Source organism: Aliiroseovarius sp. PrR006, from assembly GCF_010500215.1.
GTDB lineage: Bacteria > Pseudomonadota > Alphaproteobacteria > Rhodobacterales > Rhodobacteraceae > Aliiroseovarius.
Window position 1 is genome coordinate 436,044 of sequence record NZ_JAAGOY010000007.1, and the last position, 15,356, is coordinate 451,399.

General features: G+C 59.9%; 12 protein-coding genes and 1 pseudogene. 7 read left to right on the forward strand and 6 right to left on the reverse strand.

What is annotated here, in order from left to right; genetic code table 11:
* Nucleotides 1–8: 8 nt before the first annotated feature.
* The gene (locus G0Q00_RS10585) at nucleotides 9–1,343 is read left to right on the forward strand and encodes a sigma-54 dependent transcriptional regulator (protein ID WP_163039119.1); all 1,335 of its coding nucleotides are present in this window, start codon (nucleotides 9–11) and stop codon (nucleotides 1,341–1,343) included.
* Nucleotides 1,344–1,352: 9 nt separating this feature from the next.
* Here the strand turns inward: G0Q00_RS10585 and G0Q00_RS10590 are convergent, their stop codons facing one another.
* Entirely contained in the window at nucleotides 1,353–3,311 is a 1,959-nt protein-coding gene (locus G0Q00_RS10590) for a HAMP domain-containing sensor histidine kinase (protein WP_163039121.1), read from the reverse strand.
* Between the two features lie 236 nt (nucleotides 3,312–3,547).
* Between G0Q00_RS10590 and G0Q00_RS10595 the strand changes: the two genes are divergently transcribed.
* The 3 genes from G0Q00_RS10595 to G0Q00_RS10605 are packed head-to-tail and all read left to right on the forward strand — an operon-like array spanning nucleotide 3,548 to nucleotide 5,783.
* Nucleotides 3,548–4,282 carry an ABC transporter permease gene (locus G0Q00_RS10595; RefSeq protein WP_203564972.1) on the forward strand — a complete coding sequence of 245 codons (735 nt, stop codon included), beginning with the start codon at nucleotides 3,548–3,550 and terminating at the stop codon, nucleotides 4,280–4,282.
* Nucleotides 4,279–4,992 (forward strand): ATP-binding cassette domain-containing protein, encoded by a 714-nt coding sequence (locus G0Q00_RS10600; protein ID WP_163039123.1) that lies wholly within the window; start codon nucleotides 4,279–4,281, stop codon nucleotides 4,990–4,992. The genes G0Q00_RS10595 and G0Q00_RS10600 overlap by 4 nt, the downstream gene beginning before the upstream one ends.
* The gene (locus tag G0Q00_RS10605; RefSeq protein ID WP_163039125.1) at nucleotides 4,989–5,783 is read left to right on the forward strand and encodes a substrate-binding domain-containing protein; all 795 of its coding nucleotides are present in this window, start codon (nucleotides 4,989–4,991) and stop codon (nucleotides 5,781–5,783) included. The genes G0Q00_RS10600 and G0Q00_RS10605 overlap by 4 nt, the downstream gene beginning before the upstream one ends.
* A 94-nt stretch (nucleotides 5,784–5,877) precedes the next feature.
* On the opposite strand, the pseudogene G0Q00_RS15905 reads toward G0Q00_RS10605, so the two are convergent.
* The 5 genes and pseudogenes from G0Q00_RS15905 to G0Q00_RS10630 all read right to left on the reverse strand — a co-directional run.
* A pseudogene (locus G0Q00_RS15905) lies at nucleotides 5,878–6,099 on the reverse strand (IS6 family transposase); the annotation flags it as partial.
* A 301-nt stretch (nucleotides 6,100–6,400) separates the two neighbouring features.
* On the reverse strand, nucleotides 6,401–7,678 hold the full coding sequence (locus tag G0Q00_RS10615) for an aspartate aminotransferase family protein (protein ID WP_163039127.1): 1,278 nt from the start codon (nucleotides 7,676–7,678) through the stop codon (nucleotides 6,401–6,403).
* 3 nt (nucleotides 7,679–7,681) lie between these two features.
* A complete protein-coding gene (locus G0Q00_RS10620; protein ID WP_163039129.1) occupies nucleotides 7,682–8,785 on the reverse strand; it encodes a mandelate racemase/muconate lactonizing enzyme family protein in 1,104 nt (367 codons plus the stop codon).
* Nucleotides 8,782–9,384, reverse strand: coding sequence for a dimethylsulfonioproprionate lyase family protein (locus G0Q00_RS10625; protein ID WP_163039132.1), 603 nt, complete (start codon nucleotides 9,382–9,384; stop codon nucleotides 8,782–8,784). The genes G0Q00_RS10620 and G0Q00_RS10625 overlap by 4 nt, the downstream gene beginning before the upstream one ends.
* Complete coding sequence (locus G0Q00_RS10630) at nucleotides 9,381–11,825, reverse strand: FAD-dependent oxidoreductase (protein WP_163039134.1); 2,445 nt, start codon at nucleotides 11,823–11,825, stop codon at nucleotides 9,381–9,383. Before G0Q00_RS10630 ends, G0Q00_RS10625 begins: the two co-directional genes overlap by 4 nt.
* A gap of 67 nt (nucleotides 11,826–11,892) precedes the next feature.
* Between G0Q00_RS10630 and G0Q00_RS10635 the strand changes: the two genes are divergently transcribed.
* From G0Q00_RS10635 to G0Q00_RS10645, 3 genes are read left to right on the forward strand one after another with little or no spacing between them, the layout of a single operon-like run.
* Nucleotides 11,893–12,780 (forward strand): MurR/RpiR family transcriptional regulator, encoded by an 888-nt coding sequence (locus tag G0Q00_RS10635; RefSeq protein WP_163039136.1) that lies wholly within the window; start codon nucleotides 11,893–11,895, stop codon nucleotides 12,778–12,780.
* Nucleotides 12,777–13,871 carry an aromatic ring-hydroxylating dioxygenase subunit alpha gene (locus tag G0Q00_RS10640; RefSeq protein WP_163039138.1) on the forward strand — a complete coding sequence of 365 codons (1,095 nt, stop codon included), beginning with the start codon at nucleotides 12,777–12,779 and terminating at the stop codon, nucleotides 13,869–13,871. The genes G0Q00_RS10635 and G0Q00_RS10640 overlap by 4 nt, the downstream gene beginning before the upstream one ends.
* Nucleotides 13,872–13,907: 36 nt before the next feature.
* A complete protein-coding gene (locus tag G0Q00_RS10645) occupies nucleotides 13,908–15,353 on the forward strand; it encodes an aldehyde dehydrogenase family protein (protein ID WP_163039140.1) in 1,446 nt (481 codons plus the stop codon).
* Nucleotides 15,354–15,356: the final 3 nt, after the last annotated feature.

Sequence of the window (15,356 nt, forward strand, 5' to 3'; positions counted from 1 at the left end):
GTCCGATTATGCGTGACGAATACGGAGAAAGCCTTGCCGGCGCTTCGATCCTTGTGATCGACGACGAACCCGGTATGCGGAACTTTCTGACCAAGATCCTGACGCCGCGATGCAAGCGGGTTGAACAAGCAGGGTCGGCCATCGAGGCCTCTGCAGCACTGGACCGAAACCATTTTGACCTTGTGATCCTAGACAATATCATGCCCGGAAAAACCGGGCTGGACTGGTTACGGGAACAGGGCAAAGTCGGACTGTTCTCGGATGCAATCTTAATCACTGCTTACGCAGATTTGGAAACCGCAATCGAAGCGCTGCGGGTGGGCGTAGCTGATTTTGTGCTGAAGCCGTTCCGTGCCAACCAGATCCTGAATGCCGTGGCTCGCGCTTTGGATCGCAAGATCCTGCGCCGTGATAACTCGCTTTTGAAGCATGAATTGTCGGTCGAAGGGAGTACAGCGCGCGGTCGGCTTTTGGGGAACTCTATCCCGATCAATAACGTGCGCGAGATGTTGACCCGGCTGGCCCCGATGCCAACCCCAGTTCTGTTTACCGGCGCATCTGGTACCGGGAAAGAGGTCGCAGCCCGTACATTGCACACAATGTCGGATCGTGCCGAGAAACCCTTTGTCGCGGTAAACTGCGCCGCAATTTCACAAGATAAATGCGCCGAGGATCTGTTCGGCGAGATCAACGAAGACGGACAGGGGCGGGACGGGTTGTTTCTGCTGGCCGACGGCGGTGTGCTGTTCCTTGATGAAGTTGCGCAAATGCCTGAAAAGATGCAGGCCGCTCTATTGCGCGTGCTGGAAGACCAACGCATCCGCCCGGTCGGTGCGGAACGTGACATTCCCTTGAACCTGCGGTTCTTCTTCGCAACCAATGCTGACCTGCCAGCGGCCGTGGCCAAAGGCACGTTCCGGGCAGATCTGTATCACCGGATCAATGTGGTCAATATCGACATGCCGCCCTTGAAGGAGCGATCAGAAGACATCGTCGAACTGGCGGCGTTGTTCATGGATCAGTTTACCAAAACGCTGGCTTTGCCGGGTCTGGATTTGGATGATGATACGCTCTTGAAGATCAGTCGCTATAGCTGGCCGGGCAACGTGCGCGAGCTGCGCAACATGATCGAACGCTCAGTGATCCTTGGTGCCTTTCCCGAAGAGTTCGCTGGCGGTGGTCAAGTCACCGGGAGTCGTGCCATCGAAACGCTTGATCTGGTTACCAAGCGCCACATTTTGAACGTTCTCGATGCCTGCGACGGCAATCGGGCCGAGGCTTCGCGCCGCCTTGGCGTGTCGCGCAAAACAGTCGACCGCAAATGCGCCTCGTGGGGGATGTAACGGACGGCGTTATTGCGCCGCTTCGCGTGCCGCCGCGGGTAACCATACGGTAAAGACCGCCCCGCCTTCGGGACGGTTCGAGACCGAAATTGTCCCGCCTGCCTGTCGGATCAGAGTCTGACTGATCGACAACCCCAGCCCAGTTCCTTCGCCCAGCTTTGTTGTGTGAAATGGATCAAAGACGCGGTTCAGATTGTCCGCGTCGATGCCCGGGCCACTGTCGGCAACGGTCAGTTCGACCCCGTCCTGCGTACCATGCCGAGCAGGCCGGATGGACAGCGCCATCTCTCCGACGCCATTCATCGCCTGAACCGCGTTGACCATCAGGTTGACCACCACTTGCTGCATTTCACCCGCGCTGATCGCCACGTTCGGCACTTCGGCAAAATCGGTGGTGACGCGCACGTCTTCCTGAGGCTGAACGTGGGCGATCAGACCACGGCAATCCTCGACCAGTTGCGACAGTTCCACCCCTTCGCCTGTAGCGGAGTAGTCCGTAGGACGAGCAAACTGCAGCAGTTTGCCGACAATGCCGTCGATGCGCTGCACTTGTCGGTCGATCAAGTCCAGCTCGGTCTTCAGGTCTTCGGCCTCCGCCCCCAAGGTCTGGCGTATCACGTCCACATTGCCTTGAATCACCGCCACGGGGTTATTGATCTCATGTGCCACGCCCGCCGTAATCTCGCCAATTGAGGCCAGTTTCTCGGAGGTCACGAGTTGCTGGAAGGTCTCTTCCAATTTTTCCTTTGCCGTGCGCAATTCAGCGGTGCGCCGGTCAACTCGGTCGTTAAGCTCTTCGGCCCAACTGCGCAGCGCACGGTCCCGTTCCTGTACCTGATCCAAAAGCGTGTCCAAATGGGTGGCGACCTGCCCGATCTCGTCCTTTCGCCCCACATCTCCAATGCGCGCTGCAAGGTCGCCGCGTTCGACCTGTTTCATCGTTCTGGTCATTTTCTCGAGCGGCGAAAAGATGCCGCGCGCCATCCGTAGAAACAGCGGCGCCGTCAGGATCAAAACAGCTGCCATAGACGCCAGCATTGCAAAATAGGCGGCGCGTTTGGCGCTTGCGAACGGCGCTTCCAGAAATCCGACATAGAGCATGCCGACACGCTCGCCGTAGCTGTCGATCAACGGCAGATAGCCGGAGATATACCAATCATTCACCACAAAGGCACGGTCAAGCCAGGTTGCCCCTTCGGTCAGAACAGCGGCGCGCACTTCGGCCGAGACACGGGTTCCAAGGGCGCGCACATCTTCGAACAGGCGCACATTGGTCGACACGCGAACATCCTCAAGAAACAGCGTTGCCGTGCCCTGCCGGTCCCCGTTGGTCGCAGCGTTCAGATAGACCAGAGCGTTGATCGTATCGATGAAATCAAGGTTGCGGTTCAACAAGATCCCCCCGACAAGAACGCCACGGTGATCCGGCAACTTGACCGGGGCTGCGGTGTGCACGACCATGCCACGATCTTCGACCGTGCGCTCTGTCGGGACGGCAGCCTTGGTCTCGATCAGATCAATTCGGGCGCGGTTTTCAAGCGGGGGAAAACTTGCAAGATCATCCGCCGAAAAGATGTCGATTTGCGAAGACCGCTGACCTTGCAAAGCGGCTTGAATGACTGGCCAGCGACGGGCGTCTTCGGCATCGCCTTCGGGCAGGTAGTACAGAAAATCCAGCGCTTGATCGGTACGCATTTCTTCCAAAAAGGCAGCGCGCTTGTCATCTCCTTGAGCCAAAACCGTCTCGAACGCGCGCGAGTCCGCAATGGCCTCGACCCCTGCCCCGGTGCCCGCCAGAATGCGCCCAAGGTATTGCTCGGCGATACGAAGGTCGCTGTCCACTTTCGAGATCAGAAGCTCGTCATAATCCGTGGTCCAGCGGGCCATCGCCAGCAACATCAGCAAAGGCAAAAGCACCCCCAAGGGCGCCAAAGCGAGCACTAAGAGCTTCAGTCGGACTGAGTTCAAATCGCTTCCCTCCCGGCGTGTGTCGAACAATTGTCACAAGCTTAGCAGACTCCATCCCGCGCGCCAGCACCACTGCGGCGGCGCGGTATGATGATTGGTCGAATTGGCATGCACCGGCACTAAGGGCCACTTCAAGACGGTCAAATTGTCCAAGTTGCCGGTTATTTGACAGAATTCAGTTTTGTAATAGCCAAGGTTATGGTTGATCGGTCAACAGCAGGTCGGACATTCTGACCATGCTTGTGCAATGTGCGTTTGGGGATGACATCTTGGAAATATGGTCCGGGATAACCGAGGCTTTTTGGCTGCTTGTCACGCTTGACGCGGACTTAGTCGAAATCACGCTAAGGTCTTTGTATGTCACGCTGACGGCGCTTGTGATCGCCTCGGCCATCGCGCTTCCGCTTGGTGCGCTTCTGGCGGTACGCAGATTCCGCGCGCGGCGGATGACCATTGCCGTTCTGAACGCGCTTATGGGGCTGCCTCCGGTCGTCGTTGGTCTTATTGTCTATGTGATGCTCAGCCGATCAGGTCCCTTTGGGGTTCTGGGCCTTTTGTTCACGCCGACCGCGATGATCATTGCGCAGGTCATCATCATCGTACCTCTGATTGCCTCGATTGCCCATCAGGCCCTGCGCGAGCTTTGGTCCGATTATCACGACCTTCTGATCTCGATGAACACGACGCAGACGCAGCGGGTACAGGCACTTCTCTGGGACGGACGCCGTGCACTTTTGACGGCGTCACTGGCAGGATTTGGCCGCGCCATCGGCGAGGTCGGCGCAATCATGGTGGTGGGTGGCAATATCGACCACCACACGCGCGTGCTGACCACCGCGATTGCGCTTGAAACCGGGAAGGGAGAGTTCGCGCTGGCTCTTGGCCTCGGCTTCGTGCTGATTGCCATGGCAATCGCCGTGAACCTTGCCATCCATGTGATCGGGCAGACCGAACGGGGAGGACGCTGGTGAGCAATCTATTCCCCGTTACGCTAGAGGGCGCTTCAGTGCGCCGCGCGGGCAAAACTCTTGTTGGCCCCGTGGATCTTGAGCTGCAAGCCAAGGGCGTCACCATTGTCATTGGTCCAAACGGTGCAGGCAAGACATCGCTTCTACGTATGATGCATGGCATTGCGCGACTAGGTGGTGGTAGCATTCGCTGGGCCTGCCCGCCGGAAGAGGCCCGTGCCCATCAGGCATTCGTTTTTCAACAGCCGATCATGATGCGCCGGTCCGTACTGGGCAATCTCACCTATCCTCTGAGGTTGGCCGGCCAAAGCCGGGCAGACGCCCGCGACCGTGCCATCCAAGCAGCAACAGAGGTGGGGCTGGGCGATATGCTGGACCGTCCCGCACCGTACCTGTCTGGCGGTGAACGGCAAAAACTGGCGCTTGCGCGCGCGCTTATTACTCGACCTGAACTTCTGTTCCTAGATGAACCCTGCGCCTCTCTTGACGGTCGCGCCACCCGTGAAATCGAAGAGATTCTGACCCGTGCGGCAGCGGCAGGCACCCGGCTTATCATGTCTACGCACGATATGGGTCAAGCCCGACGGTTGGCGAGCGAAGTCTTGTTCCTTTTGAACGGCAACATCCACGAACACAGCCCTGCCAAAGTGTTTTTCGACGGCACACCAAGCGCACAAGCGCAAGCATTCCTTAAAGGAGATATCGTAGAATGAAACGGACCATTATCGCCGTGTGCGCTTCAGCCCTTCTGGCCACCGGCGCCTTCGCGGGCGAAATGAAGCTTGCGGTCACCACATCATTCCACAACTCGGGTCTGTCCGACATTCTGCTGCCCCGGATCAAAGAAGACACCGGGATCGAAGTTCAGCTTTTGGTCGTCGGCACAGGCCAGGCAATCAAACTGGGCGAGGCCGGAGACGTGGACGCCATTCTGGTGCATTCTCGCAAGGCCGAAGACAAGTTTCTGACGGGTGGATTTGGCACCCATCGCCGCGAGATTATGTATAATGATTTCGTTTTCATCGGCCCGTCTGCCGATGCCGCGATGATCGCAGACGCGGAAAATGCGGCTGACGCGCTGGGGCGGATCATGACCGCGCAAGCTCCCTTTGTCAGCCGCGGGGATGACAGCGGGACACACAAGAAAGAACTCAGCCTGTGGGCAGCGGCCGAAATCGTGCCAGAAGGGGCGTGGTATAGCGCGGTTGGCGCAGGTATGGGCGCGGCACTGAACACAGCTGCCGGAATGGACGCCTATATCATGGCGGACCGCGCAAGCTGGCTGAACTTTGGTAACAAAGGCAATCTGGCGCTGCTCTATGCGGGCGATCCGATCCTGTTCAACCAATACGCCTATCTGCCCGTGAACCCGGACAAGCACGCGCATGTAAAGACCGAACTTGCGGCAAAACTGGAAGCGTGGCTAGTGTCAGACACCGCGAAAGTGTTGATCAACAACTATAAAATCAACGGTAAAACCTTGTTTGTTTTCAACGCCGAGTGATCAATTGGGAAGCGATCGAATTCGAACCTGTCTCAGCTAGGCCAGTCACACTGCCCTTTATGCCGCACAGAGCCCCTGCCACTCGGCAAGAGCGGCGAAGCTGTTGAACTCGTTTTCTTCGGATCTCTGATGCAAATACAGAGCCAAACCTGTTCCACCAGCAACGGATAGTTTCGTGGCTGACGTCTATCCTGCGCTCATGCAGAAGGTCTTCAACGTTGCGCAGCGAAAGTGGAAAACGGACATACAACATCACCGCAAGGCGGATGATCTTGGGGCTGGTTTTGAAATAGCGAAAAGGTGAGCGTTTGGACATGGCAGGACGCTAGTTCAGCGCCCTACCCGCCTCAGGCAGGTTTCTTCTGACACCACCAAATACGCCAGCCCGGTTTGCGCCCAACCCGGAAGTGTCAAAATCGTGCTGCATGCGCTCGCAGCGCCAGACATTCTGCGCACGCACGAGCGTCCATGACGCAACGCAGCGGCGCTTCCTGCTTCGTGCGTCGTGCAGCAATTTTTCGGGTGGTCAACTCACGCAGTGCTGGACAAAAACAACCATTCACCTGTCGGGATACCACTTCTGGTCACAGTTCAAAACGGTCCTATCAGAGATAGAGCTACTCGGCAGAAATGGATCGTACCGCCACCTGAACGGCATTTTTTGTTAGCTCAAGGTCCATCTCGGATATCGCCAGTGACGGATAGAGCTTGCCAGACGACTTGAAGATGCCATGGCGGCGCAGCGTCGCGTTGTAGGTCGCGTTGCGTTGGGGATCATCATGCTTGGCAGTTCGGTAATCCCGGCAGGCACCGCTTGTGAAGAAGATGTCGAACAGGGTTTCATCCCCGCAGATCTGATGTGGGACATTCGCCGCGCTCAGCGCATTGCTTTGCATGTTTTGCAGCGCTTTCCCGATGACCCGCAGGCGGTCATAACTGCCCTCGCGCCGCAGGATCTCCATCGTTTTCAGCCCCGCGACCGAGGCGACGGGATTCCCCGACAGCGTACCCAGTTGCATCAGCCACTTGTCACCGCCCACGACGGACTTGTCGAAATGCTGCATGATCTCGGCACTGGCGCCAAGCGCGGCCAGAGGGAAGCCGCCGCCGATGATTTTGCCCAAGGTGCAGATGTCGGGCGTCACGCCGTAACGCTCCTGCGCGCCGCCATAGGCCAGCCGGAAGCCCGTGACGATCTCGTCAAAGATCAAAAGGACGCTGTGCTTGTCACACAGATCACGCAGCCCTTGCAGATAGCCCGGGTCGGCGGGAATGATCCGTTGCAGGGGCTCGACGATAATGGCAGCGACGTCATTGTGTTCGGTCAACAGCGCTTCGACCGCGGCCAGATCATTGAAGGGCGCGATCAGCATCTGGTCGGCGACCCCTTGCGGGATGCCCGCACTGTCCGGCACGGCTTGGGGGAAGTTCACACGCGCCTCGGGCGAAAGGCTCATCTGCGCCTCGGCGCTCATCCCATGATAGCCGCCTTCGAATTTCAGGATCTTGTCACGCCCGGTATAGGCGCGCGCAAGGCGGATGGCGTACATATCGGCCTCGCCGCCCGAGGCGACGAACCGGACCTGTTCGCAGCAGGGCACCGCATCGACGATCGCCTCGGCCAGTTCGATGCCTTTTGCGTTGTTCGCAAAGAAGGTCATGCCCTTGGGGAGCTGTTCCAGCACCGCCTCCATTACCTCGGGGTGACCATGGCCCAGAAGCATCGGGCCCGAGCCGATCAAATAGTCGATATATTCGTTGCCATCCTCGTCCCAGACATGGCTGCCTTCCCCACGCGCGATGACGATGCCGGGGTCGAAATTACCAAAGCCGCCAGCGGGTAAGACGGCACGAGCGCGGGCGATCCAATCAGCTTGAGAGGTCAGTTTTTGCATGGGTCACTCCAGTTCAAGAATGGGGGTTCCAAGGATGTCCGGGTCAGGCGTGATGCCAAGCCCTGGACCTTCTGGCGGTGCGATGCGTCCATCCTTGCGGGTTGGGCAATCAGGCGCAATGCGCGGGCCGACATAGGACGACAGATCACAGGTATTCAGCAGCGCGCCTTGCGGGGTCGAGGCCGCGAAATGCAGCGACGCGGCGGTGACAATGTCCGATCCCCAAGTGCATTCGGCGCAGATTTCCGCACCCAGATGCACGGTCAGATCGCGCGCGCGGCGCATGGCGGACAGCCCGCCAAATTTCGACAGTTTCAACGCCACCGCGTCCAGCACACCAAGCTCATGCGCGCGGATAAGCGACGCCTGATCATAGGCGCCTTCGTCGATTTTCATGGGCAGGCCGGTTGCCTGCCGGACAGCCGCGCAGTCCTCGAGCGTTTTGCAGGGCTGCTCTAGCATCACGTCCAGATGGGCCACCGCGCGGCCCGTCCGCGTGGCCTGCAACTTGGTCGCCCCACAGTTCCAGTCGCCATAGACCAAGGGACCGTCCCCCACCGCCTCGCGCACTTTGATCAGACGCTCGGCATCGGCCTGCCAGTCGGCGTCTGCACCCAACTTGACCTGAAACTGCCGGATGCCTGTTGCATACGCCTCGCGCGCGATCCGCGCCATGTCGTCCGGCGCGATACAGGTGATCGAGTGATAAAGCGGCATGTCTGCGCGGGTGCGCCCGCCAAGCAGTGCATAAAGCGGCTGCCCGGTTGCCTTCCCGAACAGATCCCACAGCGCCATATCGACGATGCTTTTCGCGTGAAAGTGCCCTTGCAGGAACGCATCCAGCTTGCGCATCGGGGCGTCGACCCCAAAGGGCGAGATGCCAAGGATCTCGGGCGCCATTTCTTCGACCGCGCTGGGGACACCATCTGCAAATGCGGGCAGGTAATGCGGGATCGGGCAGACTTCGCCCCAGCCTTGCAGGCCGGTGTCCGTTTCCAGACACAGCACATGGCTTTTGACCGTATCGCAGGTTTTGCCCTCGGCCATGTAATAGGTTTCATGGCTGGTCAGATCGACGGACCACAACGAAATGCGAGAGATCTTCATGACATGTCCTTTCTATCAGTCAGTTGCGGCCCGGTTTCAAACTGGTCGCGCCAGAAGACCAGACACAGAACCGGGTCTGCATCCGTGGTCATCGCGTGAGGCTGATTTGAGGCGTGAAACATCGTGTCGCCCGCGCTCAGCCTGCGCGTAGCTTCGCCGGCACGCAGGAACTCGGCCTGTCCGGCAAGTACAAGATAGAGTTCTTCCGCGGGATGGTGATGCCACGGATAGTGCAGATGTGGCGGCATATAGACTAGCCAAACCCGCAGCTGATCCGAGGCAAAACCGCCCTGATCACCGATCAGACAGAAACAACCAAACCGGTCCATGAAGTCATCGCCAATCGCGCTGTCTCGGTAATGCTCAAGCCAATGTGCATCCGGGGCAAGCGCGAGCACGGCGTCGCGCAAGGACGAGGCCGCCCCAGACCGCAGCGCTTGGTCGGTTGCCAGCAAATCACGCGGCGGCAAGGCCCGTGCCGTGACATGTTGTGGCGCAAGATCAGTCGGAAAGGGACTGAATTCCGCAAGGGATGGGGGGGCACCAAAGCAGCGTTCAAGCTCGGATGCTGCGTGCGCCCAGACCTGTGCTTGTGTCACGCGATCTCCTTTACATCTGCTCTGGGGTTTTCGGAGTTGGGGTCATAGGCGGGTTCGCCCAGCACGCGCGCCGCGCGGGGGGTGCCGTGGATCACGACCTCAAGCGCCGTGCCGGGGGTGGCGGCGTCGGGCTTGATATAGGCGAAGGCCAGGATCTTCCCGACCGTTGGCCCGAAAGCGACCGAGGCCGTTGAGCCAACCACCTGCCCGTCCAGCATCACCGCCTCGCCACCGTGGCCGTCTGCCTTGCCGTCCGGCTCGATTTCCAGATAGGCGCAGACCCACGGCAGGTCCGTGTTCAGCGTCTTGTCCCGACCCAGATAATCCTTATCCGTCCGGGCAAAACGCAGCGCGTCGGCCTCGGCCAGCGTGACCTCGTTGGTCAATTCGCTCGCGCCCTTAAAGCCCTTCTCCATCCGCATCGCGTTCATCGCGAAGCTACCGTAATCGGCAATGCCATACGCCTCGCCCGCAGCCCAAAGCGCCGTGTAGACGTCCAGACAGGCCGCGTGCGGCATGTGGAATTCCCATCCAAGCTCGCCCGCATAGGACATGCGGAAGGCCCAGATCTTATGGCCCGCAACGGTGATTTCCTGCGCGGACAGCCAGCGGAAGCCCGCGTTCGACAGATCCGCTTCGGTGCAGGCGGCCAGCACGTCCCGCGACTTTGGCCCGTTCAGCGACAGGGCGCTCCAATCAGAGGACAAGGCGGTGATCGTCACGTCTTCATCCGCACGCTGTTGGTTCAGATGGTCCAGCAGACGTTGTTCGAAGAACGCGGCGCAGACCAGATAGAAGCTGCCCTTGCCCATCCGCACAATCGTCGTTTCCAGCTCGATCCGTCCCGCGCGGTTCAGCACGTGGGTCAGCGTAATCGAGCCGACCTTCTGCGGCATCCGGTTCGCGGTCAGTCGGTCCAGAAACGCATAGGCATCCGGCCCCTCGACCAGCACCTTGGTGAAGGCGGTCACATCCATGATGCCGACGCTTTCGCGCACCGCTTTCACCTCGGCCGCGACCATGTCGTCGACGGGGGAGCGGTTAAAGGAATAGTGGTCGCGCTGCTCGATCCCCTTGGCGAAGAAGCGCGGGCGTTCAAATCCATAGACCTCTTCATGCACGGCACCCTTGGATTTCAGAAGGTCATACAAGGGCGACGGTTTGATCGGACGCCCGGCCAAGCGGTTGAAATGCGGGAAGGGGATTTCGTGGCGCAGGCAGTAATCCTCTTCTGCCTTCACCACCTGCCAGTCCTTCGTGGCATAGCTGCCGAAGCGACGCGGATCAAACTCGCGCATCGAAATATCGGCCGCCCCGTGCACCATCCAGCGCGCCAATTCGCGCGTCAGACCGGGGCCCCAGCCGATGCCGATCTGCGTTCCGCAACAGCACCAGTAGTTGCGCACGCCGGGCGCGGGACCAATCAACGGGTTGCCATCTGGCGGGTGGCTGATCGCCCCGTGCACATCGCGCTGGATGCCCAGTTCAGCAAAGATTGGCATCCGGTTCAGGCTTTCTTCCAGATACGGCATGACGCGATCGTAGTCCGCGTCAAACAGCCAGTTTTCATATTCCCACGGGCATTCATCGTGCCAGACCGAGTTCGGGTTCTCTTTCTCGTAGATCCCGATCAGGCCCTTCTTCTGCTCCATGCGGATATAGCCCGAGACCTTTTTGTCGTCGCGAATGACCGGCAACTCGGTGTTGAGGTCTTGGAACTCTGGCACCTCGTCTGTCACGAAATAATGGTGCGTCATTGAGGTCATGGGCAGTTGCAGCCCTGACCATTCACCCATCTGACGCGCATAGGTGCCGCCTGCGTTGACGACATGCTCGCAGGTGATCGTGCCTTTCTCGGTCTCGACCACCCATTCGCCGCTGTCGGCCTGCGTGATGTTGGTGGCGCGGCATTGGCGAATGATCCGTACGCCCCTTTGACGAGCCCCCGCCGCCATTGCCATCGTGACGTTGGTGGGGTCCACGTGCCCGTCATCGGGCGTGTGCAGCGCGCCCAGAACGCCGTCGAGGTTATAGTAGGGATGCAGTTCGGCCACTTTCTCGGGGCCGACCAGTTCGATGTTGAACCCCAGCGAGCGGCCCACTGACAGCGTATGGCGCAGCCAGTCCATTTCGTCTTCGGTATAGGCCAGACGGAACGACCCGCAGCCGTGCCAGGTTACAGGCTGGCCTGTTTCGGCCTCCAACCCGCCGGAATAGAGACCGATATTATAGTCCACGCATTTCCCAAGCCCGAAGGACGAGGTCGAATGCGTGATTTGCCCGGCGGCATGCCATGTGCTGCCCGAGGTCAGCTCGGCCTTTTCGAGCAGCACCGTATCTTCACCCCAGCCTTCATGCCCAAGATGATAGGCCAGCCCGACGCCCATGACGCCTCCGCCGACGATGACCACGCGTGCGTGGGATGAAAACTCAACAGCCACGACAACATCCTTTTCGAGTCGTTTTTCCTCTCGACAGGCTAAGCAAACAAAAATACCATCGTCAATCATGAATGGGACAAATGTATCAAGCACGATTCTCGAGCGTCTGGCCGATGAGCTGACCGAGCTGACGCCCGAGGCACGCAAGGCGGCCACGTATGTCTTGGAAAACCCCCGCGATGTGGGGGTGTCGACCGTGCGCGAAATCGCCGAGGCTGCGAATGTGAAACCCAACACTGTTGTGCGCATGGCGCGGCAAGTGGGATTTGAGGGCTACGAAGATTTCCGCGCGCCCTTCCGCGACGCGATCCGGCGCGGCGCCGCCGATTTCCCCGACCGCGCGCGCTGGCTTCAGGACATTCGCAAGTCTGACGATCTGGGTGGACTGTATGCCGACATGGTGCAGGACGTGCTGCGTAATGTGGAAGAGACCTTTGCGGGCATCTCGACCGACGATCTGAAAGCAGCGGCCGAGGCAATCTGGGCCTCGCGCAACGTGTTCACCCTTGGCGTGGGCGTCAACAATTCGATCGCGCGCAACTTCACCTATCTTGCCTCGACCGGCATGAAGGAATTCCACGCCATCCCGCGTCCGGGCTCGACCCCTGTCGACGATCTGGCATGGGCAGATGAAAGCGACGTTTTGATCGCGATCACCTGCAAACCCTACCGGACCGAAGTGGTCAAAGCCGTCGAAATCGCGCGCGAGCAGGGCATGGTCATCGTGGCCCTATCCGACAGCCCCGCCAGCCCGATCTTGCGTCTGGCCGATCATGGCTTCGTGGTCTCGGTCGACACGCCGCAATTCTTCCCGTCCTCGGTCAGCATCATCGCGCTGCTCGAGACGCTCTTGTCCTTCGTCATCGCCGTCGCCAGCGACGAGATCGTCGAGCGGGTCGAGAAATTCCACAACCGTCGCCACCAGTTGGGACTGTATCACGAGGAGAAGACATGACCGAACCCATCAGGTCTTTGGCCGCGCGCTATTACACCGACCCCCAGATCTATGCGCAGGAGATGTCCGGCCTGTTGGCGCGGACGTGGCAGTTCGCGGGCCATGCCAGCCAACTGCCCAATGTCGGCGACTATTTCACCTTCGAGATCGCAGGCCAAAGCCTGTTCTCGATCCGTGGTCGCGACGAGGTGATCCGCACCTTCTATAACGTCTGCCAACACCGCGCGCATGAGATGGTCACGGGCACCGGAAACACCCGCGTGGTGGTCTGCCCCTATCACGCCTGGACCTACGAGCTGACCGGCCATCTGCGGGCGGGTCCGAACATCAAATCCGTTCCGGGCTTTGATCGGTCCGAGATCTGCCTGACCGAAGTCCGAACCGAGGATTTCCACGGCTTCCTCTTCGTCAATCTGGATGACGACGCCGCCCCGATGGACGAATGGTTCCCCGGCGTGCGCGAGGAAATCGCGGGTTTCGTGCCGAATGTCGACACGCTTGCCCCGCTGGAATGGGTCGAGGTGCCCGAGAACTGCAATTGGAAGGTTTCGGTCGAGAATTATTCCGAGTGCTACCACTGCCCGATGAACCACGCGACCTTCGCCGAGGGCGTGATTAAGCCGGAAACCTATGACATCCAACCGGATGCAGGCGGTGGCTATGTTCTGCGCCACACGACCGAATGCCAGTCGATGGAGAAGATGACTTATCCCGTCGATCTCTCGGTGCCTCATGCGGGCGATTATCAAAGCTGGTTCCTGTGGCCCATGTTCTCGTTCCAATGCTATCCGGGCAACGTGTTGAACACCTATCACTGGCGCGCCGATGGGCCCGAGAACTGCACCGTCTGGCGCGGCTGGTTCACGCCAGACGGCGTTGAAAGCGACGTGATCCGCGGGCTTGCCGTTCAAGATCGCGAAACCACGGTTGAAGAGGATATCCGGCTGGTGGAAAGTGTGCAGCGCGGGCTGAAGTCACGCGGCTATCGCCCCGGCCCTCTGGTGCTGGATCCGGCTTGCGGTGTCAGCTCGGAACACTCGATTGCCGCGTTGCATCAGTGGATGCGCGAGGCCGTGGATGGCCCGGAATAGGAACGCGCGACGCGCCCAGACAGGACGAAACCCAAGATGAAGACCTATTGGCAAAACTACATTGACGGCGCATGGGTCGACGGCGGCGCGGGGCGGATCGACGTGATCAACCCGGGCACCGGCGAAAAGCTGGCCGAGCAGGCGCTGGCCGATGCGGGCGACGTGGATCGCGCCGTCATGGCCGCAAAACGCGTGCATCTGTCGGGCGCCTTGTCCGATCTGCGCCCGGTCGAGCGTGGCCGCATGGTGCAGGCGATGGGCCGCTATCTACTGGAGTACATTGACGAGATCGCCGAGGTTCTGACGCTGGAACAGGGTAAGCCGCTGTGGGAAGCCCGGATCGAGGTCGAGGGCGCGGCACGCTATTTCGAATACTATGGCAATCAGGCCGAAACCGTCGAAGGCCGCTCGATTCCGCTGGGCAAAGACTATTTCGACTTCACGACCTACGAGCCCTTCGGTGTCTCGGCGCAGATCATCCCGTGGAACTATCCAGTGGAAATGACCGCGCGGTCTCTGTCGGCCGCATTGGCCACCGGCAACGCCTGCGTGATCAAGACACCGGAACTGACGCCGCTCAGCAACGCATGGTTCGCAACCGCTGCCGAGACTGTCGGCCTGCCCAAGGGCGCGGTAAATATCCTCTGCGGGCTGGGCCACGAAGCCGGCGCCGCCCTATCGGCGCACCCCGAGGTGAACCAGATCGTTTTCACCGGCTCGGTGCCCACCGGCATCACCATTGCAACCGCCGCCGCGAAAAACGTCGTCCCCTGCGTGCTGGAGCTTGGCGGGAAATCCGCCGCGATCGTGCATAATGACGCCGATCTTGAAGCGTTCGAGAATGACGTCCGCTGGGGCATCTTTTTCAACGCCGGTCAGGTGTGCTCTGCCATGAGCCGCGTAATCGTGCATGACAGCATCCATGACGAACTGGTAGATCGCATGGTCGGTGTCGCCCAGTCGCTGACCATCAAACCCGGCATCGAACAGCCAGAGTTTGGGGCGACGATGGGCGCGATGGTGTCCGACACCCAACGCGATCGCGCCGCGGGCATGATCCAAGCCGCAGAAGCGGAAGGGGCCACCGTCGCGACCGGTGGCCGCAAGATGAACATCCCCGGCGCGTTTCTGGAACCCTCCATCCTAACGGGCGTCACGCCCGACATGGCGATCGCCAATGTCGAAGTGTTCGGCCCGGTGCTGTCCGTCCTGAAATTCCGGGACGATAACGAGGCGATCCGCATTGCCAACGGCACGCCCTATGGGCTGGTCGGCGGCGTCTTCACAAGCGACCTTGACCGTGCGACATCCGCCGCCCGCCAGTTGCGCGCGGGGCAAGTGTTCGTCAATGAATGGTATGCTGGCGGCGTCGAAACACCCTTCGGCGGCTACGGCAAATCCGGTTATGGTCGCGAAAAAGGGCGCGAGGCGCTGTGGAACTATGTGCAGACAAAGAATGTCGCAATCAAATTGAAGGACTAAGTG

Coding starts and splice junctions, on each gene's coding strand:
- G0Q00_RS10615 (WP_163039127.1), bottom strand. CDS start 7,678: ATGCAAAAACTGACCTCTCAAGCTGATTGGATCGCCCGCGCTCGTGCC.
- G0Q00_RS10645 (WP_163039140.1), top strand. CDS start 13,908: ATGAAGACCTATTGGCAAAACTACATTGACGGCGCATGGGTCGACGGC.
- G0Q00_RS10620 (WP_163039129.1), bottom strand. CDS start 8,785: ATGAAGATCTCTCGCATTTCGTTGTGGTCCGTCGATCTGACCAGCCAT.
- G0Q00_RS10605 (WP_163039125.1), top strand. CDS start 4,989: ATGAAACGGACCATTATCGCCGTGTGCGCTTCAGCCCTTCTGGCCACC.
- G0Q00_RS10585 (WP_163039119.1), top strand. CDS start 9: ATGCGTGACGAATACGGAGAAAGCCTTGCCGGCGCTTCGATCCTTGTG.
- G0Q00_RS10640 (WP_163039138.1), top strand. CDS start 12,777: ATGACCGAACCCATCAGGTCTTTGGCCGCGCGCTATTACACCGACCCC.
- G0Q00_RS10635 (WP_163039136.1), top strand. CDS start 11,893: ATGAATGGGACAAATGTATCAAGCACGATTCTCGAGCGTCTGGCCGAT.
- G0Q00_RS10595 (WP_203564972.1), top strand. CDS start 3,548: ATGCTTGTGCAATGTGCGTTTGGGGATGACATCTTGGAAATATGGTCC.